We start from the raw sequence: 21,738 nt of genomic DNA, 5'->3' as shown, positions 1-21,738 counted from the left end.
GTTTCTACTTAATTATCTAGATTTAATTTCCAGCTACGCATTCGCGGATATTGAAAGCGGTATCGCCCTGTAAAAACCGTTGAATGTCGTATGTGTAAAAGAGAAGCCGTTTGAACTTGTGGTCAATTTGAGGGAAGTTGAAGATTTTATTCGCCTCATTGACTCATCTTTCCCTACCCCCCTGCTAACCATTTCTATCAAGAATTACAGTGAAACGCTATCAGGGGGGGCAACTTTCTGACTGAGGCATTTATCTATGCTGCAATTATCTCCATCTGCTGAGAGCTTTTCTGCAACATCGGGACAATTATATCAGCGGGTACAGGACGACTAAAGTAGTAACCCTGACCTTCGTGACATCCCCGCATTTTCAGGTATTCAAGCTGTTCTTGCGTTTCCACGCCCTCTGCCGTGATACTCAACCGGAGGCTCTTGGCAAGAGCAATAATGGCATCGGTAACAGCGGCGCTATCAGGATTGGACATGACATCCAGCACAAATGACTGATCGATCTTCAGTATATTCACAGGAAAGCGCTTCAAGTAATTCAAGGAGGAATAACCTGTGCCAAAGTCGTCTAGCGCCAACCATATACCCAGTTCTCGTAATTTTTTTAAGGTTTTAACCGATCGCTCAACATCACCCATCAAGAAGCTTTCCGTTACTTCCAGTTCCAGATCGGATGCTTTGAGTCCAGTCTCCTCAATAATTTGGTTGATGACCTCAACCAGATAGGGTTGTTCAAACTGTCGAGCTGACAGATTCACAGATATCCGGATTGGGGTAAATCCAGCAAGCTGCCAAGCACGGTTTTGGGCGCAAGCAGTTCGCAACACCCATTCGCCAATTGGTACGATCGCACCATTGGCTTCTGCAATGGGAATAAACTTTGCTGGAGAAATCATACCTAAAGTAGGATGCTGCCAGCGAATCAACGCTTCCACAGCTGTAATTTCTCCACTGTCTAAATCAATCAGAGGTTGATAATAAACCAGCATTTCGTTACGCTCAAGCGCCCCATGTAATTCATTTTCTAGCGTCAGTCGCTCCTGCAACTGAGCATTAATTTCCGGGGAATAGAATTGGTATTGGCTACGCCCTTGCTGCTTCGCCTGGTACAGTGCCATGTGAGCCTGTTGCAAGAGTTGATCTACACTATTGCGATCGTTCAGGTCATTAATTGTGATGCCGATGCTGGCGGTGATATGAATCAAATTACCCTCTACAGAAAAGGGTTTGCTCAGGGTACTTAACACTACCTGAGATAACTTAATCATGCTTTCAAAAGAAACAATGTCCGTGCGGGCAATGGCAAATTCATCTCCATTCAAATGGGCAAGAATATCTGTTTGCGCTATGCAGAGTGATAACCTCTGAGCAACTGCTCTTAACAACAAATTTGTTGTCTGAGGCTCCAACCCATGACTCATACCAGTGAAATCATCAATACCCAGCAAAAAAACGGCAACAAGGCGCTGGTTGTTTTCTGGTTGGGATAAAGTCTGATGGAGGCGATCGCGGAATAAATCACGATTAGGTAATCCAGTCAGGTCGTCATAATTACTGATGTAGTGAATTAACTCATCTAATTTATGAAGAGTTTGTGAGGTATCCGCCATCAATGTGCCCGCTTCATCAGAATATTCTGTGGGCAATTCAGGTAGGGTTTTGGTGGTCAGATAATTTTGCAATGTCGCAGATGTCAAAATAACCGGTTTGAGGAGGTGGTGTAGCGCGTAAAGAGTAGCGGCCGTACCCGCTAAGGTAGCCAATAGAGCAACGCTCATAACTCGCACCGCCATTTCCAAGGAATAGGAGTTTGAGATGACGAAACTCAAAAGTAAGGTCAGAAGTGGTACGTGAGTGCCCAAAAATGCCACCAACATGATTTTAGCGGTATAACTTTTCTTGAGCCATCCAAAATTAGCTAGGAACGTGTACAGGTAGAGCTGGTGATTGAGCTTCATAAATTCTGTTCGATAGTTGGCAAATTAGTTCCGAGCTATCCAGACAAAAAAGTATTTTTGATTCACAATCCAGTGGAATTAGCTCTAGTGGAACTCAACCATAAAAAGGTTATATATTATTCTTCCCTATCTCGTTTACTACTTAATGTATATATCCTTAAAGTTTCTGTAAAGCTTATAGAATAAGCAATTACGTAACAATTAGGTAGTTGTATAAAATATTTATATTAGCTAATTATAGGTTTGCATTAACGTAATATAAAAGCAAAAGGAACTAGAGATAAACACTGATATTTATCGGTATTTATTTCTAGTTCAATTTCACAAATCTCGACTATGCAAGAGGTCTAATGATTTTTGACTTCCTAATGATTAAGTGTGCAATTACAGCAGTTTTCATGTAATTGAATCACATCTGCTGTGCCCCTACGGCGTGGTCTATTTACCTGAAAATTGCTGTAAAGACGCAACAGATTATTTCAGACTAGAGCCAGAAAAGAGCAGATTTGTAACTTGCTCTAACACCTTTAATGCTGTTAATGAACCTCGAATCAGCCGAGTAGCAGCAAGGGGTTGTCGAAGCATTCCTATCGCTAAAGGAAAAGGGTTTAGGGAGCCATCAGAGTTAATTGCTGGTGTGAGATCGGGGATATTATGCTGACAATCGTCGCTGACTACTCGCAGTATTGCTACGGCCACCCCAGCCGCATTGAAAAACTCTAGGGCGGTAAATCCTTCCATATCAACAACATCAGCCGCCAAACTCTCACCTAAACGACGTTTTTCGGCAGCAGACCAAATCACGCGATCGCTTGTCAATGCGTTGACTAATGAGACTTTATCTGATAAAGAAGAGTGCAATTGTGCTGTGAAAGTGCGATCGCATTCTTGCTGCTTTCCCTGATAAACGCAATCTTGATACAGCACAATATCACCAACTGTGTGGCGATCGCTTAAGCTGCCACATATACCCATAATCAGCACTCTGGATTTTGGAGTCAGAAATTGTCCGTTTTCTGGGTATTTTTGCAGATATTTGAGTAAAGGCTTCATCCCAACAGGTATGGCTACTATCGTTGGCTTGGAGCCAGTAACGCCGCTTAATCCGCGACAGACAGCTTTATATTCTGCTCCCTGAGGCACCAGAATTGTGTTGATGGGCAGAAAATTAGGCACTAGCCCTCTCAACAGTTTCAAGTTTGGGTAATAACTCAAAGGTGGGGAGGGCGATCGCAGTTTGTAAAAGAGGAGTGCTTACCGTAGCTGCGTAACGACTAACTATTACTCCGGCTTGTCGCTCTGTATCCACTTTCTTACGCAAGGGAATACTGCGTAGGGAAGTCAAGGCTGTATCATCCAAATCTGGACATGGCAAATACTCAGGCTCATATTCCCTGTAGCTTTCTGTAAAGCTCCGGCAGAATAATTCCTTATGCTCAACAGAACCAAGTTTCATGTGTCAAGTTCCATTCTGGATTAAAAATTTTGCTTTATCTGAGTAACAATAAGTAATATTGCCGTTTGGTGGTGACCAAAACTCGCAAACCGAAGGTGATTGCTGTAGCATGACTAAATAATTGTGTCACCCACACGATAATTTTCCAAGATGGTAAAGCTTGATAACTCAAAATCCGCACGAGAACTCTTCAATATTTCCAAATTGGCGATTCAATTTTCGTGGCTGACGGTGAGTTTTTGGATTGCCGTAACGGTAGCTGGTATTCTGGCTTTCAGCTCTCTTAAGTATGCCTTGTTTCCAGATATTACTTTTCCAGTTGTGGTTGTAAATGCTACAGCCCCCCTGACAACTGCCCTGGATACAGAGGCGAAGCTCACCCAACCCCTGGAAGAACGCCTCCGTTCCCTAGAAGGACTGGAGAATATCCGCTCATCCACCTATCCTAGTCAAACAGCCGTTGCCCTTTCTTTTGCGGTTGGGACGAATTTAGAAACATCCACCAAAAAGGTTGAAACTGCCCTCAAGCAGTTGACTTTGCCTCAAGGAGCAACTTCCAAAATTATTCCCCTGAATCTAAACGAGTCAGCCGCCATTAGCTATGCCATTCAGAGTCCATCGCGGAATCTCACAGATTTGACGAAGTTGGCGCAAGATGAGATTGTGAGTGCGATCGCTAAACTTCCAGGAGTCTTGAAAGTCTCACTACTCGGTGCTGCTAATGCAACTCCTCCTTTAAATGCAGCGAGTGCGAGTGCCGCTGTTCCCCAAGTAGGAGCGACATTAGTGCGGTTTAATGGCCAAGACGCACTCGCATTTCAGGTAATCAAACGCGGTAACGCTAACACTTTGGAAGTAGTGAGTCAGGTTGAGAAAGAAGTTCAAAGGCTACGCTCTACTCTCAAGGATGTCAACCTTACCTTAGCTGCTACCCAAGCAGAATATATTCGCCAAGCCACCCAGTCAACAATCGATGCTTTGCTGGAAGCAGTCTTGTTATCAATAGTAGTAATTTTTCCTTTTTTGTGGAATTGGCGGGCAACTCTGATCTCTGCCTTGGCGATTCCTACGTCTTTGTTGGCGACGTTTATCGTCATGGCGATTTTCGGCTTTAACCTGGAGACAATCACCTTGCTGGCTTTAGCTTTGGTGATTGGTAGTATTGTTGATGATGCGATCGTGGATGTAGAAAACATCATGCGACACGTCGAAGATGGGGAAACTCCCCGCCAAGCAGCGCTTTTAGCGACAAATGAGATTGGGTTGACAGTCACCGCCGCCACTTTGACAGCAGTAGCAGTTTTTCTACCGATAGGTTTAATGGGTGGTGTCATCGGTCAATTCTTCAAACCTTTTGGTATCACTGTTTCAGCGGCGATGCTTGCTTCTATGCTAGTTGCTCGCACTTTATCTCCAGTTCTCGCTATCTACTGGCTGAAACCTAAATCCTCGCTCTCCCCGCGTCGGGAAGGCAAAATCTGGGTGGCGTTTACCCAATCTTACAGAAACTTACTGAGTTGGTCTTTAAATCACCGGAAGATAGTTATCGGGTTAGCTGTACTCAGCTTCATTGCAGGTATAGCAATGATTCCACTAATTCCTAAAGGGTTTATTCCCAAACTAGATCGCGGCGAATTTAATATTGCTTACACGGCTCCTTTGCCGAGTATCCCTGATGGAGCAGGGGGGCAGGGGGGCAGAGGGGCAGGGGGAGCAGAGGGAGCAGGGGGAGCAGAGGGGCAGGGGGGCAGAGGGGCAGGGGAAGCAGGGGGAGCAGGGGGAGAAAAATTAACTACCTCATCCCAATTTTTAGTGCCCAATGCTCAATTCTCTATTCCCAATCCTTTGAACGATTCTCTTGAGGTTGCGAAGAAACTAGAAGAGGTTGTGAGAAAATCACCGGCAGTTGAAACGGTATTTACCACTATTGGTTCTCGCGAGGGTGAGCCAAATAAAGGGACACTATATATAAAGTTAAAGGAAGACCGTACAATCACAACTTCGGAACTACAAGACCAATTGCGCTCCTCATTACCTGCTCTTTCTGGGGTAACTACTAGTGTTGAAGATATTCAATTTGTCGATTCCGGCGGTCAAAAACCCCTGCAAATAGCATTACAAGGTGATAATCTCCAAGCTCTAAGCAAAGCAGTCAAAGCGATTAAAGAGAGAATTCAGAGGCTACCGGGATTCGCTGATGTCACAGTTACAGGTGAAACCAATTCACAAGGCACGGTTTTTCAGATCGAACGTCTGAATAATCAACGGGTAGCCTACATTAGTGCTAATCTTGGCAAGGATCTTTCCTTGGGTGATGCCACTGACAAAGTGGTAGCTGAAGCAAACGCGGTGTTACCGTCTAATGTTTCCTTAAATTTAGGGGGAGACTCTGCCCGTCAAGGTGAAGTGTTTAGCAGTTTCGGCACTACTTTAGCTTTATCTGCCCTGTGCATTATTGTGGTACTAATTTTGTTGTTCAAAAGCTGGGTAGACCCTCTAGTTATTGGTGTCTCTTTACCTTTGGCACTGGTGGGGGCAATGTTGGCGCTACTAATCACCAAGAGCGACTTTGGCATGATCTCACTGATCGGCTTCGTCTTTTTGCTGGGGCTGGCAAATAAAAATGCCATTTTGCTTGTGGATTACATCAACCAGTTACGCAACGCTGGCTTAGAGCGCACCGAGGCGATCCTCAACACCGGAATAGTGCGCCTCAGACCAATTATGATGACCACCGCCTCCACTATTTTAGGGATGCTACCGATCGCTTTAGGTTTGGGTGCTGGTTCCGAATTGCGATCGCCTATGGCTGTAGCGATCGCAGGTGGACTGGTAACTTCAACTATCCTCAGCTTGATTGTCGTGCCAGTAATTTACACTATTTTGGATGATTGGTTTCCCCGATTTAAGAACAGGGGGACAGCTTGATGCAGGTTTTTGTCACGGGGGGTACGGGTTTTATTGGTGCCCATTTGGTACGGTTATTGCTGCAACAGGGTTACACAGTCAAAGCGCTGGTACGCCATAGCAGCAATTTGGAGAATCTACGCGGTTTGGATGTGGAAATTGTCAAAGGCGATTTGAATTCACCAAATCTTTGGCAACAGATGATTGGTTGTCAATACCTATTTCATGTGGCAGCCCATTATTCCCTCTGGCAAACAGATCGGGAGTTACTCCAGCTTCACAATGTCCTGGGTACACGCAATGTGTTGGCAGCCGCTCGCAAAGCTGGCATTGAGCGCACCGTCTACACCAGTTCGGTTGCGGCAATTGGGGTAGGATCGTCAGGGGAAGTTGTGGATGAAACACATCAGAGTCCCTTAGAAAAGTTGGTGGGTAACTACAAAAAGTCTAAGTTTCTGGCTGAACAAGAAGCCATGCAAGCCGTTGCAACAGGTCAGGAGGTAGTTATAGTCAATCCCAGCAGCCCGATTGGATCGTTGGATATCAAACCTACCCCTACGGGTGACATAATTTTGCGGTTTTTACGACGGCAAATGCCCTTTTACTTAGATACTGGTTTGAATTTTATCGATGTGCGCGATGTGGCATGGGGGCATTTACTGGCCTTGCAGCGGGGTAACTCAGGCGATCGCTATATCTTAGGTCACCAAAACCTAAGTCTAAAGCAACTACTCGAACAACTCGCTGAGATCGCAGGTTTAAGCGCACCTCAACGAACTGTACCCGCTTGGTTACCCCTTAGTGTTGCCTGGGTTGATGAAAAGGTTCTCGCACCTTTGGGGAAATCGCCCTCAGTGCCATTGGATGGCGTTCGGATGGCGAAACAACCTATGTATTACGATGCCGCTAAGGCTGTACGAGAGTTGGGTCTACCTCAATCTCCGCTGAAGGCGGCACTCAAAGATGCTGTGGATTGGTTTGTGGCTCAGGGGTATGTCAAATGATAAATCTAGCGATTTACGTGTGGATGCAATATGTAGGGGTACACAGATGTGCGCCCCTATTGTGGTGTTTTTATATTTAAAAGAGGAGCGATCGCAACAATGGCAGTTAATCTACAACAAGCTATGGATATTGGGAAGTATCTTGTTACTCAGCGTTTGAAAGGACGTAAACGCTTCCCCTTAGTATTGATGTTGGAACCTCTGTTTCGGTGTAATCTAGCTTGTACTGGTTGTGGTAAAATCCAACATCCCAAGGAAATTTTAAAGCAAAATCTCACCCCAGAACAGTGCTTTGCCGCAGTAGAAGAGTGCGGCGCGCCGGTTGTCTCCATTCCTGGCGGAGAACCTCTGCTACACCCCCAAATTGATGAGATTGTTCAGGGATTAATTGAGCGCAAGAAATATATTTACTTGTGTACCAATGGTTTGTTGTTAGAAAAGAGTCTGGATAAGTTTCAACCTTCTCCTTACCTGACTTTTAGCGTGCATTTAGATGGGATGCGGGAGTTACACGATCGCTGCGTCGATCGCAAAGGTGTTTTTGATATTGCTGTCAAAGCCATTCGTGCCGCTAAAGCTAAAGGCTTTCGTGTCACCACTAACACCACTGTCTTTGAGGGTACCCAAGCCAAAGATATGCAAGAGTTCTTCGACTTTCTGGAAACACTAAATACTGACGGGATGATGATTTCTCCCGGCTACAGTTACGAGTGGGCACCAGATCGAGATCATTTTCTCCACCGCGAACAAACACGCGTCCTCTTCCGGGAAATTCTGGCTCCATACAAAGGTGGTGCAAAAAACTGGAACTTCAATCACAATCCGTTGTTCCTAGATTTTCTTACTGGTGAGAAAGATTACGAATGCACGCCTTGGGGCAGCCCTAGTTATAGCGTTCTCGGTTGGCAAAAACCTTGCTATCTGCTGAACGAAGGTTATTACTCTACCTTCAAGGAATTACTGGCACAAACTGACTGGAGTCAATACGGCCAGAAGAGTGGTAATCCCAAGTGTGCCGATTGTATGGTTCATTGTGGCTATGAACCCACCGCCGCAATGGATGCAATGCAACCGCAAAATATGGCGCGTGCCCTTGGCAGTGTGTTTGGGAGGAACTAGTAAGTAGTAAATACTACATAATTAGAGCGTGCGTAGGCGTAGCCCGCCGCAGGCATCGCACGCTTTAATCCTTGAAAGCTACTTTTGACTAATTGATTCTGGAGTAATTGCGGCATACTGTTCAGGTGTCAGAACAGCTTCCTGAATATTGATTTTTTTAGGAAGTACACCATACTTATAGAAATAATCTGCAACTCGTTGTTGGTCTTTAATTAACTCTGGGGAAATCGCTCTCAATCCATAGGTGCGACGGCTAACTACCCTTTGCATAATGTCAGGAGGTAGTTTTTGGTATGGTGCGATTAGCTTTGCTGTTTCTTGGGGATGCGCCTCAGCCCAGCGTTGGATTTTATCGATCTCCTCAATTACTATCCGTAGTACTCCAGGATTGTCAATTGCAAACTGCCTGGTACCAATATAGTATCCACCAGGTGTATCAAGCCCTTGGGCAGTTTTGATCGCTCGAATCTTGCCTGCTTTTTCAGCTAGAGCCAAATAAGGATCGCCAGCCACCCAAACGGGAATTCTTCCTTCTAAAAAAGCACTACTAGCTTCCACGGTGGGTATACTCAAAATTTTAATATCGCTAGGTTTTAAACCTGCATCTTCCAAAGTTCTGAAGACGAAATAATGAGACGCAGAAGCTTTTTGAAAGACTATTTTTTGTCCTTTTAAATCGTTGACAGTCTTAATAGGAGAATAAGGTTTTTGTCACAAAAATTTTAGAGGCATTATTTACTTGGCTTTATTTGGAACACCGGTAAACGCGAACAACTGTTGCTCTTTAGGTGCAGCCAAACTTTCACCAAGATAACGATGAATACCTACTCCCATATCTCCTGTTGCAGTGAGTTTGAAGTTCACTTCTTCAAATCCATATTCACGGAAAAATTTACGAACAGTCTCAGAGTGGGAAATACCGTTAGAGTGTCCGCGAGTCCAAATCACAAAAGCACCTTGTTTGCTCAGAAAACTCAGGTTTGCCAACAAGCGATTGAGTTCAGGTTCGTCTGCGAGATTGCCAAATACACCGCATACAATCACAATGTCTGCTGGTACTGCTCCTACATAGTTAGAAGAAATAGTTGCATCATCATTGATAAACTCAATTTGTTTTGTCAAACCCAACGATTCTATTGTTTCTTGTCCGCGTTCAACTAGTTGGGGATTTAGCTCTACAAGTCGGGCATAAACATCTTTTGCCCGTGGGTGATTTGATAGCGTTCCTAGCAAATCTCGTCCATCGCCCGCGCAAACGCTAACTACACGGATTAATCCTGGTTGGGACAAATTTAGACTATAGGAAATATATTCCTGCACAATTTGCAGGCGTTGTTGTAATTTCGGTTCGTTTTTGTAGAGGTCGTGCCATTCAAACCAGTCTTTTACCATAAGAGGTGATTTCCGTTTCCATTAACTATGGGTTTGCAAACTGACAAACATACTGTGCAATTTTAAACTACGGTAATTTTATCGAATAACCGTATTTAATGATTGAACGCAGACTATCATGGAAATTCATCCAAAATCAAGTCGCAGTTACAAAATATGGCACCGTGCCCTTAGCAGAAGCTAGAGAGTAGCCATTGCTACACGAATTAAGGGTGCGATGCCTGCGGCGGGTTATGCCTACGCATTCTTGAAAAGATTTCCCAGAAAAAATCATCCCAATCTTTATGCAATGTAAAAATTCAGTATGTGTCGATTAGCTTTTGCTCGCTCGTATACTCCCGTACTAGCGGAGATACTTAGTGTTAGAAAGCAGAAGCAATACTTTTTTATTTCATCGGCTTGTTAGCCTTTTTCGCCTGGATAGTTATTTCCACGGTTTTGTACTAACCTCTCATAAACTCAAGGCGTAAGTGTAAAGTTATGTAAATGAAATTAACAAACATAACAATAATTTGTAATAAATAATGATGCGGCAGCATTGTATAAAGAGAACTTGAGAGTAAAAAACAACATCTTAATCAGGTTTTCCAGTCATTCACAGAAGTTTGAAGTTTTTTAACAAAAGTTTTAATCTGAAAGCCTGGAGATCGTAAACTTATTTCTTGGATGTCTGTTTTAAACCTTTCGTAACTCGTCAGGCAGTGCTGACATCAAAAATCAACTGAACCATTCAGTTTTGAGTCCAATTATTCTTAACCAAGCAAATTAGGAGATTTAACGCAATGGTTTTAGATGCATTTGCAAAAGTGGTTTCCCAAGCTGATACCCGTGGAGAATATCTCTCTGATGCACAATTGGATGCATTGAGCGAACTGGTCAAAGATGGTAACAAGCGTGCAGATGCTGTTAACCGTATTACCAGCAATGCGTCAGCTCTTGTTGCTGCTGCGGCTCGCGATCTGTGGGCAGAACAACCCCAATTGATCACTCCCGGTGGTAATGCTTACACCAGCCGTCGTGCAGCTGCTTGTATCAGAGACTTGGACATCATTCTTCGCTATATCACATACGCTATCTTTGCTGGTGATTCCAGCGTGCTAGATGACCGCGCCCTCAATGGATTGCGCGAAACCTACTTGGCATTGGGAACCCCAGGAGCTTCAGTTGCTGTTGGTATTCAAAAGCTGAAACAAGCTTCCCTGGCTATTGTCAACGATACAAACAACATCACCAGAGGCGATTGCAGTGCTCTGTCATCTGAAATAGCTAGCTATTTCGATCGTGCAGCTGCTGCAGTAGCTTAAGGCAGATATTGCTTGCTATTGACTGAGATAATTGTCCATTAGGACAAAACAAAATTTCAACCAAAAGTTTGTAAAAGGGAAATACCAAAAATGACAAAAACACCTCTCACTGAAGCAATTGCATCGGCTGATTCTCAAGGACGCTACCTCAGCAGCACCGAAATTCAAGTTGCTTTTGGTCGCTTCCGTCAAGCACCAGCTAGCTTACAAGCAGCAAAAGCATTGAGCGCTAATGCTCAACGCTTGACCGAAGGTGCTGCTCAAGCAGTGTATAACAAGTACCCTTACACCACTCAACAACAAGGCCCTAACTTCGCGGCTGATGCACGCGGCAAAGGCAAGTGTGTACGTGATGTCGGCTACTACTTGCGGATTATCACATACGCTTTAGTTGTTGGTGGCACAGGCCCCTTGGATGACTTCTTGATTTCTGGATTGGCTGAAATCAACCGGACATTCGATCTGTCTCCTAGCTGGTACATTGAAGCTCTCAAGTACATCAAAGCTAACCACGGTCTCAGCGGCGATCCAGGTGTTGAAGCCAATTCTTACATCGACTACGTAATCAATACTCTAAGCTAGAGTGTTTCTTTAGCCCGGAGAGGAAATCAGCTCTTATGACAAGTGAGTTCTATGAGTTGTTTACCTCTCCGGGCAGTTTTATTTTCAAAAGACTGTTAAAAAACTAGAAAAAAATTTTTCTAAAAAATTTTCAGTTTTGCAGTTAAAACTGAGGAGGTTAAAGATGGCGGCTTTGGGACAAGCAGCAAGATTGGGAATTGGAGCATTTGAAAACTCAGCACTGGTAGAACTACGTCCCGATAGAACAGAAGCGGATGTGGCAGTGGTTATCCGGGCGGCTTACCGTCAGGTTTTGGGTAATGCATATCTACTAGAAGGAGAACGTCTAGAGAGTGCAGAATCACAGTTGCAACAAGGTGCCATCTCCGTGCGGGGATTTGTACTAGCCATTGCTCAATCGGAACTCTATCGAGATAAGTTTTTCCACTCTAACTCACAAACTCGGTTTATCGAGTTGAATTATAAGCATTTATTGGGGCGTGCCCCAGAAGATGAGTCAGAGATTTCTTACCATGTTGAGCTTTACAACTCACAAGGTTATGAAGCTGAGATTAATTCTTACATTGACTCATTAGAATATCAAGAGAGTTTTGGCGAAAATATTGTCCCCTACTATCGAGGCTTTCAAAGTCAAGTAGGACAAAAAAATGTTGGATTTAGCCGACTGTTCCAACTGTATCGGGGTTATGCCAATAGCGATCGCGCTCAAGGACAAAAACAAGGACGGCTAACCTGGGAAGTAGCTAAGAATCTAGCTTCACCCATTTACCCAGTCTCCGCCGGAGCCTTAACAGGCCTCTCTACAGGTGGTCGCGGGGATACATACCGCATCAGAGTGTTACAAGCAGCTTCCCCCAACTCAACTGTAGTGCGGCGGGGTACTGCGGAATTGATCGTACCCTACGAGCAACTTTCTAGTAAATTGCAGCAGTTGAATCGCAAGGGCAGTAAGGTTATTAGCATTACAGCCGTATAAATAGGGACTGGGGGCTAGGGATTGGGGGCTGGGGGCTGGGGATTGGGGAATTTTCCCAAGACCTAATCCCCAATCCCTAATTCTTAGTCCCCAATTACCAATTACAAAAGGAAAATTACCAATGGCTATTACAACAGCAGCTTCCCGTCTGGGAACGGAACCTTTTAGCGATCAGTCTCCTGTGGAATTGCGTCCTAATGCAACCAAAGAAGACATAGAAAGAGTAATTGCTGCCGTCTATCGTCAGGTATTGGGCAACAACTACATATTGGCATCTGACCGCCTTACAAGTGCTGAATCTATCCTGCGCGATGGAAAAAATACAGTGCAAGAGTTTGTGCGTCAAGTAGCTAAATCAGAACTGTACAAATCCAAGTTCTTCTACGACAATTTCCAAACTCGCGTCATCGAACTGAACTATAAACATTTGTTGGGTCGTGCCCCCTATGATGAGTCTGATGTCGTCTATCACTTAGACTTGTATCAAACCAAGGGATACGAGGCCGACATTGATTCTTATATTGATTCGCCAGAGTATCAATCTAACTTTGGTGAAAATATTGTGCCTTACTATCGCGGCTTTCAAACCCAAACAGGACAGAAAACTGTGGGATTCAGCCGGATATTCCAACTTTATCGCGGCTATGCCAGTAGCGATACCTCCCAACTCAAAGGCAAGTCCTCGCGCCTTGCTAGCGAACTAGGTCGTAATAGTGCATCCGTCGTTGTTCCTCCCTCTGGTAGCGGTTCAGGCTTTTCATACGTTGCTTCTGAAAAAGGCGTTACCCCCAATAGTACTTTTGGTGGTGCGGGAACTTTTGGTAAAGAAGGCAGACTTTACCGGATTGAAGTGGCAGGCGTTTTTGGAGCTGGGTATCCTAGCACACGCCGTGTCAATCAAGCGGTGATCGTACCCTATGAAGAACTATCCAGTTACTTCCAGAGAGTGGTAAAACAAGGTGGTAAAATAGCTAGTGTGAAACCACTTTAGGATCATTTGTCAATAGTCAATAGTCATTAATAATGACTATTGAAAACTTGAAATTTAAAATTTGGAAGTGATTTATGGTTGGACAAATTGGTAGTAGAAGTAGTAGTCGTTACTTCCGGTATGAAGTAGTGGGTCTGCGCCAAAGCGAAGAAACCGAAAAAACTAATTATCCCATTCGTTCTAGTGCCACTGTGTTTTTCACAGTACCTGAGAACCGGATGAATCAAGAAATGCAGCGGATTACTCGCTTGGGTGGCAAAATAGTCAGCATTCAACCATTGAACGCTGAAACTCAAACAAATAGCGAACAAAGCGATCCTCCTTCTTCATAATGAATTCCAGTCCGCAGAAAATTGAAGATTTATCACCGACAGGTGACAATGCCGACGGTGAATCTTTAACAGTAGAGCAAGCGATCGCTAATCTTGAAAGTACAGATTTAGGTCTGCGGTTTTATGCTGCCTGGTGGTTAGGCAGGTTTCGCATAGGTGAAGCAGCTGCGGTTACAGGATTGATCGAAGCGTTAGAGGATGAAGCCGATAGGACACCAGAAGGCGGATATCCTCTGCGACGGAACGCAGCTAGAGCCTTAGGGAAACTTGGCGATCGCCAGGCAGTATCACCTTTAATTGGGTGTTTAGACTGCTCAGATTTTTATGTACGGGAAGCAGCGGCGCAATCTTTAGAAATGTTGGGCGATCCGGTTTGTATTCCTGCCCTGATTAAGCTATTAAAAGTAGGCTTGCAGGGAGAGCAGCTCGTATCAAAGCAGCCTGATTTATCTCAACCCTACGAGGCCATATTAGAAGCCTTGGGAGCCTTGAGGGCGACTGAGTTTACCCCTTTGGTAAAACCATTCTTAGAGCATCCAATCGAATTGGTGCAATATGCTGCCGCACGAGCCATGTATCAATTAACCCAAGAACCAGTTTATGGAGAACGGTTAGTAAAAGCTTTGGCGGGAGATAAATTGCAATTGCGTCGAGCAGTTTTAGCAGATTTGGGAGCGATTGGATATCTACCCGCAGCAGATGCGATCGCCGAGACTCTTGCCGAAAATAGCCTGAAGCTAATTTCTCTTAAAGGATTACTAGAATATCAAGTTAACCACACAGCAACGAACACTTTATCAGCAGGTGCAATTAAAGTGATGAATTTGATGGACTCGCTATTATAGTTCTAAGTTCTAAGTAATGAGTTCTTATTAATACGTTGAAATAAAATGTTTCCTACAGGCAAACCCCCAACCCAACCGAAAAATTAGGGCTAGGGGGTTTATGTATGATGTCAAATACGGATAACTTAAGCTACAATTAGCTGACCGCGAATGACTCATGAAAAATTATTATGAATAACAGTGACCTTGCCCAAATATTGATCCGTGCTGTGGAAGAAGCAGATTCCTCGGATCGCTTATTAGACGCAGTTCAAGAGTTAGCAGCAGCTGGTATAGAGGAATCCGTTCCTACTCTGATTGCTGCTTTGGGCTACAACAATCCAGGGGCGGCAGTGGCGGCAGTAGATGGGCTGATTGCGATCGGAGAAGCCGCAGTACCGTCACTATTGGAACTAATTGATGACTACAACTACAGTGCTAGAGCTTGGGCTATTCGTGCCTTAGCGGGAATTGGCGATGTCCGGGCGCTGGATACCTTGTTAGAGGCAGCAAAAACTGATTTTTCCTTAAGTGTGCGACGAGCTGCTGCTAGGGGATTAGGCACTTTGCGCTGGCATCAAGTACCGCCTGAGAAACTAGAATCTATTCAGACTCAGGTATTAGAGACACTATTAGTAATTTCTCAAGATCCAGAGTGGATAGTACGCTATGCAGTAGTGACGAGTTTAGAAACACTAGCCATTGCAATGCCTGCGGCGGTAAACAACGCAGTTACTTTACCCGATCGAGCGTCGCGGATTACAAATCAACTTCAGCAAATGCTCGATACAGATGTCGATCTGGGAGTTCGCACCCGTGTCAAGTTTGCCCAAGAAAAAATTCAGCAGCAACAGCATCAAGAAGTGTTTGCACCTAAAAGAAAGCTACAAGACACTGAAGAAGTGCCTCACCGTGGTGGTGGCAGACGGTAAGCAATTCCAAATTTCTAGCCGATTCCAATTGCATAGAATACAAGTTTGTCGTAGGGGTGCATAGTTGTGCGCCCCTAGTGCGTGTTGCATCAAAATAAGAATCGCTGTAAAACTAACCAGACAATAAAAACTGAATTTCTCCCTGGATATTGCCACGGGCAGATGGTTCGGCAAATTCTGACATTAAAGGCGTAAAGTAGATATGCGATCGCTGTAAAAATCGTTCTAAAACCTGCTGACGGCCTGTGATATACTCTGCTTCTGCCACCCAGCCGTATTCCTGGCGAATGGCATAGGCGTATTCTCCATATTGCACTTGGTTAGTAGCCAAAATCGCTAAATCTGCATCAAGAAATACTTGGCTATCATAGTCATCCACCGCAGCTTGGTGGTCTTTAGTGTTCAGAATCAGGCGGGTGACAGTAATTATGATAGTTTCTGGAATACCCAAATTACTCAGCAACTCAAAAGCATAGTCTGCGCTTTTTTCCTCGTTATCTTGAGCTTTAGTGTCATAGACTACATCGTGAAACCAAGCAGCAAGTTTAACAGCAGCTAGGTTCTTGGTGTAGCCTTGCAAAACCTCAATAGTGCTGAGGACGCGATCGATGTGTTTCAGTGTATGGTAGTAGCGACTAGGGGTAGAGTAAGCTGCAACCAAGTCATTAAAGGCTTTCTCAGCCGCTATCTGGTCAACGCCAAAGGGTTGGAGTGTATGTTGCCAGTTAGAAAATAAAATATCCATAAAGTTTTCTGTAGGCATAGAGGCAGTATACCCATTCTTAGTATTGGAAAAAACAAGTACATCCTGTTAAAACAGCAGTATAAGACTTCATATATAACCTCATCTTCTTACTTTGCCAGGAGAAAGAGGGGAAAGATTTTCCTCCCCTTCGATAACTTTCTTGTCGATTCCCCCAACTAAAAATTGTCCTGAGTATTGATATATGGCTGCTTTGCGGGTGTCGGAGTTGGTAGGACTGAGGTGGACAAATTACTGCTATGGGTAAAGACAACGAGTCTCGTCATCTTCTCCTGCCAAAATATCTGTGGCAGGCTCTCTTGAAATTTGACGACAGGGCTAGTTTCCTTTGTAGATGTGACAGTAGCAAATGGGTACATTATGTTCAGAACATTCTGATAATGAACAAAAATGGAGAATTCCTACTCAAAAATTCATCACTTTCACAGCAAAGAAATTTATCAAAAAGTTTTTAACAATATTCAAAAGGTAATCAAAGGGCAATCAGCAGCAATCAGGAAATTGCTATCAGCCTTTGCTAGTGGCGGACATGTGTTGCTAGAAGATTATCCCGGAACTGGTAAAACCACCTTAGCAAAAGCCCTAGCATACTCTGTAGATGTAACCTTCAAGCGCATTCAATTTACACCAGATCTTCTGCCTTCAGATATTTTAGGCATTTCCATGCTTGACCCAAAAGAAGGTACCTTTCATTTCCACGAGGGCCCTATTTTCGCTCATATTGTTTTAGCCGACGAGATCAACCGAGCTTCACCACGTACTCAATCGGCACTATTAGAAGCTATGGCAGAGTTTCAAGTCACCATTGATGGGAACCTGCGAAAACTACAAGATCCCTTTTTTGTCATCGCTACTCAGAATCCGGTGGAATCACGTGGTACTTACCCCCTTCCAGAAGCCCAAATGGATCGCTTTGCACTCCAGTTTAGTCTGGGATATATCTCTCCGGAAGACGAAGTTGACTTGCTCTCTAACCAAATTCAACAACACCCTATTGATACAATTCAACCTTGCATTGATTTACAGGACATAATTACTTTAAAACAGCAGGTCAAGGAAATCCGCATCTCTGAGAAATTGAAAAACTACCTTGTAAATATTGTAAATGCTACTCGTTTTGCACAAGGCGTGCAACTAGGAGCTAGCCCAAGAGCTTCGATTGCCTTAATGAAAATTGCTCAAGCATTAGCCTTATTTGATGGCTATGAATTTGTCACACCAGAACATATCCAAGAACTTGCAGTATCTGTAATTGCTCATCGCTTAATAATGGAACCTCAAGCACGTTTCGCTGGTAGAACCGCCACAGGAGTTGTTGAGGATATTCTTAAATCTGTTCCTGTTCCAGTTTGATTTTAAAATCAAACTTAAAATATGAAACTTTTTGTCTATCGTCTTTTCTATGTCAGTTATGGTATTCAACGAAAGCTCACAAGACGAGTTACTATTAGTGGCATAGTTGTTTTATTGCTAGGATTCGCTGCGGCTTTGACTGGAGATAGCGACCAAAGCATGAATTATCAAATATTTAGTTTTCTGTTATCTCTTTTGAGCATATCTATAGTTTTTAGTCTGTTTTTTCGCTACCAGTTTAGCGCTATCCGAGGTCTTCCAAGACTTGCAACTGTGGATGTGAAACTTAAATACCGGATTTTAATTAACAACAAAACCAACAAGCTTCAAAAGGGACTAAAACTATTTGAAAATTTTGCCGATCCTCGCCCAACTTTTCAAGAGTTTATAGGAGCATTTGAAACCGAAAAATCTCAAGGTAATTATTTTAATCAAGCTCTAGGATATTATCGTTGGCTTTGGTTGATTTCTCGCAAACAGTGTGGAAAAGCTCAACCCATAAATTTGCCCCCTCTTGCAGCTAATAGCAAAACAGAAGTTACTTGTGAATTTATACCTACTCATAGAGGTGTTATCCAACTTACGGGTATGACAGTAGCTAGACCCGATCCTTTTGGGTTTTTTAATGCTTGTAAAACTATTTATTTACCGCAATCTCTATTGATTTTACCTAAGCTATATAAGCTGCCACTAATTCAACTTCCTGGTTCAAAGAGATATCAATCTGGTGGTGTAGCCTTAGCCTCTTCTGTGGGGGATTCAGAAGAATTTAGGTCTTTGCGTGATTATCGTTCGGGAGATTCGCTACGAAAAATTCACTGGAAAAGCTGGGCAAAAATCGGTAAACCAATTGTCAAAGAAGAACAGGATGAGTTTTTTGTCCGACACGCATTAATTTTAGATACATTTCAAAAGGTGAATTATAGTGAAATTTTAGAAGAAGCAGTATCAATTGCAGCTTCATTAGCTTGTGAAGTTCAAACTCAAGACTCATTATTAGATTTGATGTTTGTAGGTAATGAAGCTTATTGTTTTACCTTTGGTAGAGGACTGAGCCATACTGACAGAATGCTGGAAATTCTAGCATCTGTTGTTGCCTGTCGGGACAAAGCTTTTGATTCTATTATTCCAACAGTGATTGAAAAACTCTCTCTGTTGAGTGGCTGTATATGTATATTTCTGTGTTGGGATGAAGATAGAAAAAGATTAGTGAATTATCTCACCAGCATGGGTATCCATACTTTAGTATTAATCATTACAGATCGAGAAGATAAATTAGAGAACTTCGATCCCAACTGTATAAACGATCGACAAACAACTTTTCATATTTTAAAATTGGGCAAAATACAAGAGGAACTTATGCATATATGAAAGCACCAGTACTTCTTCTTAGTGCTGCTTTAATCTTTTGGGGTTGGCAGGCACAAATGTGGATTTTTGCTATACCAATGGCTGTGATTTTAGCCGGATATTATTTGATTAACTGGCGATGGGATTTTTCTCATGATGATTTCCGACGTATTGCTAATCTGTGTTTAATAATTCTGATTATTGTACTTGTTTATCTTCTAACTACTAATCGCTCAATTTACTTAGTCTATAATCTGTTGCAATTGTTCCCATTGGTATTTTTTCCACTGGTGGCTGCTCAAACTTACTCTATAAATGAAAGTATTGATATTCGCACACTTCTGATCGTCAAAAAACAATCAAACAGCTTTAGTATTAATTTAAATTATTTCTATTTTGCTCTCTGTATTTTTTGTGCGGGAACCGCTAATACTAATAATATTTATTTTTATATTGGAATGCTTGTACTTACAAACATTGCCCTTTGGTTTGTACGATCGCAACGTTTTTCACCTATTCTATGGGTAGGTCTAATTCTGCTTGCTGGAAATATTGGGTTTATAGGACAAATGGGAGTGTATCAACTTCAACAGCACTTAGAAAATACTGTTGTTGGATGGTTAAGCAATGCTAATAATATTGGGCAAGTAATAGACTCAGCAACAAAACGAACAAGTATTGGTGAGATTGAAGTTTTGAAGCAGTCAAATGAAATTATTTTTCGAGTAGCATCTGATACTCCACAAGTTTCTCCTGGATTGCTTAAGGAAGCAGCTTATGATAAATATAAATCTTCTGTTTGGATAGCATCAAATCCTACTTCAATTCCTGTAAAGCCTGACATTAATGGTAAAACTTGGCGTTTAGGAAATAAACCAACTAATAGCTCAAAACTCACCATTTCTGCAACCCTTAATAAAGGTAATGGACTACTAAGGCTAGCTGACGGAACATTTGAAATTGATGAATTACCAGTCAGCCAAATGGAAATAAACAAATATGGCACGGTAAAAGTAGATGGAAAAGTTGATGTAATCGCTTATCAAGTCCTGTTTAATAATAACCTTTCTTTGGATAGTCCTCCGACAGAAGACGACTTGCAAATAGCCAAACCTGAAAGACAAGCAATCAATGAAATTATTAGCAAATTGGATATTAAAGGCAAATCACCTCAAGCAATATTACAGCGCGTGGATAGCTTTTTTCAACGGAATTTCCGTTATTCTTTAAAACTTACAGCTAAAAACAATCAGTCAACGGCTTTATCAACATTTCTATTGCAAACTCGCTCTGGACACTGTGAATATTTTGCCACTGCAACCACACTGCTTTTACGTGCGGCGGGTATACCATCTCGTTATGCTGTAGGGTATTCAGTTCAGGAATTTAGCCCATTAGAGAACCAATATATAGTTCGTAGTCGCCATGCTCATGCTTGGACATTGGCATATATAGATAGTAGATGGCAAGCCTTTGACACAACACCTGCTGATTGGACAAATATTGAGAATGCAAACGTTTCCAAATTGGCATTTATCTCTGATTTATGGTCATTTTTTAGTTTCAAACTCTCAGGATGGTTACGTTCTGGCTTAGTTACTAATTTATCTCAATATGGCTGGTGGCTAATTTCCTCATTTATATTTATTTGGTTATGGAAGTTGAATTCTCATCACAGGGTACGTCGTTTATCTAGAAAACAGAGATTGACTAAACAAGTAAATAAAACCGATCTAATTAAAAAGGATTACGAATTTTATTTAATTGAAAATAAATTACACGAGTTAGGATTGAGCCGTCACCCTTCAGAGTCTTTAAAAAAGTGGATTGACAGACTTAAAGAAGAATTACCTGTTTTAGATTTAATTGAAGACTTGGCATCGATCGTTGAACTACATTACCGCGATCGCTACGATCCCCAAGGTATTGAAGATAGCGAAAAAGCTATATTGAAATCTGCGATTCAAGCATGGCTGATTGTCTGGCAAAAAGATTTTCATAAAAGCTAATCAAGCGAGGGTATATTACAAATACCGATCGAGGGGTAAAACCGAAGTGGAAAGAACAGGACATGAACCTATCCCGCTATCAATACCGTACTTCGTCTCGCTGCCAATGTCGGGGCATTTTTGTATTCTTGCAAACAAAAGCCATCCGGTGTTCCAAACGCGCCCAAATATTTAGGAATACCAGGGTGATTGAATCCCTGTAGCACTTGAATCTCTCGCTCATGTGCTGTAAAAGCTGACCAATTAGAACCAACTTGAGCAAAACAGAACTGCTTCACTACCACCATGTGACCCGTATTGAGGTTTGATAAGCTGTTCCACATTTAAATTGCATAATTACGGCGGGCAAGATGCCCACCCCACATGAGTTATATAAATTTTAGATATAGGACTAGTATTTGATTTCTGAAAAAGATCCGTACATTTGAAGAGTGTCAAAATCAAAGGTAGTGTGTCGGAGAAACCATTCAAACATCC

At 42.8% G+C, this 21,738-nt stretch carries 21 protein-coding genes; 13 read left to right on the top strand and 8 right to left on the bottom strand.

Going from position 1 to position 21,738, the window contains the following annotated elements; translation table 11 throughout:
- Positions 1-254: 254 nt before the first annotated feature.
- From V7L01_RS07530 to V7L01_RS07515, 4 genes are all read right to left on the bottom strand, one after another.
- A complete protein-coding gene (locus V7L01_RS07530) occupies positions 255-1,967 on the bottom strand; it encodes a putative bifunctional diguanylate cyclase/phosphodiesterase (RefSeq protein WP_335033372.1) in 1,713 nt (570 codons plus the stop codon).
- Between the two features lie 474 nt (positions 1,968-2,441).
- Entirely contained in the window at positions 2,442-3,143 is a 702-nt protein-coding gene (locus V7L01_RS07525; RefSeq protein WP_335033370.1) for a 5'-methylthioadenosine/S-adenosylhomocysteine nucleosidase family protein, read from the bottom strand.
- Positions 3,136-3,423, bottom strand: a complete 288-nt coding sequence (locus tag V7L01_RS07520; RefSeq protein WP_335033369.1) for a hypothetical protein — start codon at positions 3,421-3,423, stop codon at positions 3,136-3,138. Before V7L01_RS07520 ends, V7L01_RS07525 begins: the two co-directional genes overlap by 8 nt.
- A gap of 34 nt (positions 3,424-3,457) precedes the next feature.
- Complete coding sequence (locus tag V7L01_RS07515) at positions 3,458-3,604, bottom strand: hypothetical protein (RefSeq protein WP_335033440.1); 147 nt, start codon at positions 3,602-3,604, stop codon at positions 3,458-3,460.
- On the opposite strand from V7L01_RS07515, the gene V7L01_RS07510 reads away from it, so the two are divergent.
- The 3 genes from V7L01_RS07510 (at position 3,574) to hpnH (ending at position 8,453) form a co-directional block, all read left to right on the top strand.
- On the top strand, positions 3,574-6,351 hold the full coding sequence (locus V7L01_RS07510) for an efflux RND transporter permease subunit (RefSeq protein ID WP_335033367.1): 2,778 nt from the start codon (positions 3,574-3,576) through the stop codon (positions 6,349-6,351). The genes V7L01_RS07515 and V7L01_RS07510 overlap by 31 nt on opposite strands.
- A complete protein-coding gene (gene hpnA / locus V7L01_RS07505) occupies positions 6,351-7,334 on the top strand; it encodes a hopanoid-associated sugar epimerase (RefSeq protein ID WP_335033365.1) in 984 nt (327 codons plus the stop codon). Before V7L01_RS07510 ends, hpnA begins: the two co-directional genes overlap by 1 nt.
- Positions 7,335-7,433: 99 nt before the next feature.
- Positions 7,434-8,453: an adenosyl-hopene transferase HpnH gene (hpnH, locus tag V7L01_RS07500; protein WP_335033364.1), complete on the top strand. Its 1,020-nt coding sequence runs from the start codon at positions 7,434-7,436 to the stop codon at positions 8,451-8,453.
- Between the two features lie 78 nt (positions 8,454-8,531).
- Here hpnH and V7L01_RS07495 read toward each other — a convergent pair whose 3' ends face one another.
- Together V7L01_RS07495 and V7L01_RS07490 are read right to left on the bottom strand one after the other, a co-directional pair.
- Positions 8,532-9,146: an ABC transporter substrate-binding protein gene (locus V7L01_RS07495; protein WP_335033434.1), complete on the bottom strand. Its 615-nt coding sequence runs from the start codon at positions 9,144-9,146 to the stop codon at positions 8,532-8,534.
- A 42-nt stretch (positions 9,147-9,188) separates the two neighbouring features.
- The gene (locus tag V7L01_RS07490) at positions 9,189-9,845 is read right to left on the bottom strand and encodes a class I SAM-dependent methyltransferase family protein (protein WP_335033362.1); all 657 of its coding nucleotides are present in this window, start codon (positions 9,843-9,845) and stop codon (positions 9,189-9,191) included.
- A 782-nt stretch (positions 9,846-10,627) separates the two neighbouring features.
- Between V7L01_RS07490 and V7L01_RS07485 the strand changes: the two genes are divergently transcribed.
- The 7 genes from V7L01_RS07485 (at position 10,628) to V7L01_RS07455 (ending at position 15,786) form a co-directional block, all read left to right on the top strand.
- On the top strand, positions 10,628-11,149 hold the full coding sequence (locus V7L01_RS07485) for a phycocyanin subunit beta (protein ID WP_099099077.1): 522 nt from the start codon (positions 10,628-10,630) through the stop codon (positions 11,147-11,149).
- 90 nt (positions 11,150-11,239) lie between these two features.
- Positions 11,240-11,731, top strand: coding sequence for a phycocyanin subunit alpha (gene cpcA / locus V7L01_RS07480; protein WP_335033360.1), 492 nt, complete (start codon positions 11,240-11,242; stop codon positions 11,729-11,731).
- Between the two features lie 163 nt (positions 11,732-11,894).
- The gene (locus V7L01_RS07475; protein ID WP_335033358.1) at positions 11,895-12,707 is read left to right on the top strand and encodes a phycobilisome linker polypeptide; all 813 of its coding nucleotides are present in this window, start codon (positions 11,895-11,897) and stop codon (positions 12,705-12,707) included.
- A gap of 121 nt (positions 12,708-12,828) precedes the next feature.
- Positions 12,829-13,698 carry a phycobilisome linker polypeptide gene (locus tag V7L01_RS07470; protein WP_335033356.1) on the top strand — a complete coding sequence of 290 codons (870 nt, stop codon included), beginning with the start codon at positions 12,829-12,831 and terminating at the stop codon, positions 13,696-13,698.
- 74 nt (positions 13,699-13,772) lie between these two features.
- Positions 13,773-14,030: a phycobilisome linker polypeptide gene (locus V7L01_RS07465; protein ID WP_442936951.1), complete on the top strand. Its 258-nt coding sequence runs from the start codon at positions 13,773-13,775 to the stop codon at positions 14,028-14,030.
- Positions 14,030-14,875 (top strand): HEAT repeat domain-containing protein, encoded by an 846-nt coding sequence (locus V7L01_RS07460; RefSeq protein WP_335033354.1) that lies wholly within the window; start codon positions 14,030-14,032, stop codon positions 14,873-14,875. Before V7L01_RS07465 ends, V7L01_RS07460 begins: the two co-directional genes overlap by 1 nt.
- 170 nt (positions 14,876-15,045) lie before the next feature.
- A complete protein-coding gene (locus V7L01_RS07455; protein WP_335033353.1) occupies positions 15,046-15,786 on the top strand; it encodes a HEAT repeat domain-containing protein in 741 nt (246 codons plus the stop codon).
- Between the two features lie 112 nt (positions 15,787-15,898).
- On the opposite strand, the gene V7L01_RS07450 is transcribed toward V7L01_RS07455, so the two are convergent.
- Positions 15,899-16,549 (bottom strand): HD domain-containing protein, encoded by a 651-nt coding sequence (locus tag V7L01_RS07450; protein ID WP_335033351.1) that lies wholly within the window; start codon positions 16,547-16,549, stop codon positions 15,899-15,901.
- Positions 16,550-16,939: 390 nt separating this feature from the next.
- Between V7L01_RS07450 and V7L01_RS07445 the strand changes: the two genes are divergently transcribed.
- From V7L01_RS07445 to V7L01_RS07435, 3 genes are read left to right on the top strand one after another with little or no spacing between them, the layout of a single operon-like run.
- Positions 16,940-17,902: an AAA family ATPase gene (locus tag V7L01_RS07445; protein ID WP_335033349.1), complete on the top strand. Its 963-nt coding sequence runs from the start codon at positions 16,940-16,942 to the stop codon at positions 17,900-17,902.
- Positions 17,903-17,923: 21 nt separating this feature from the next.
- Positions 17,924-19,273, top strand: coding sequence for a DUF58 domain-containing protein (locus V7L01_RS07440; protein WP_335033347.1), 1,350 nt, complete (start codon positions 17,924-17,926; stop codon positions 19,271-19,273).
- Positions 19,270-21,261 carry a transglutaminase-like domain-containing protein gene (locus tag V7L01_RS07435; protein ID WP_335033345.1) on the top strand — a complete coding sequence of 664 codons (1,992 nt, stop codon included), beginning with the start codon at positions 19,270-19,272 and terminating at the stop codon, positions 21,259-21,261. The genes V7L01_RS07440 and V7L01_RS07435 overlap by 4 nt, the downstream gene beginning before the upstream one ends.
- A 68-nt stretch (positions 21,262-21,329) precedes the next feature.
- On the opposite strand, the gene V7L01_RS07430 is transcribed toward V7L01_RS07435, so the two are convergent.
- On the bottom strand, positions 21,330-21,584 hold the full coding sequence (locus V7L01_RS07430; RefSeq protein WP_335033343.1) for a hypothetical protein: 255 nt from the start codon (positions 21,582-21,584) through the stop codon (positions 21,330-21,332).
- Positions 21,585-21,738: the final 154 nt, after the last annotated feature.

The organism is Nostoc sp. (assembly GCF_036917095.1).
In the GTDB taxonomy this organism is placed as follows: Bacteria; Cyanobacteriota; Cyanobacteriia; order Cyanobacteriales; family Nostocaceae; genus Nostoc.
Note: the sequence above shows the minus strand (reverse complement) of the source record. Positions and strands in the feature narration are given on the sequence as shown.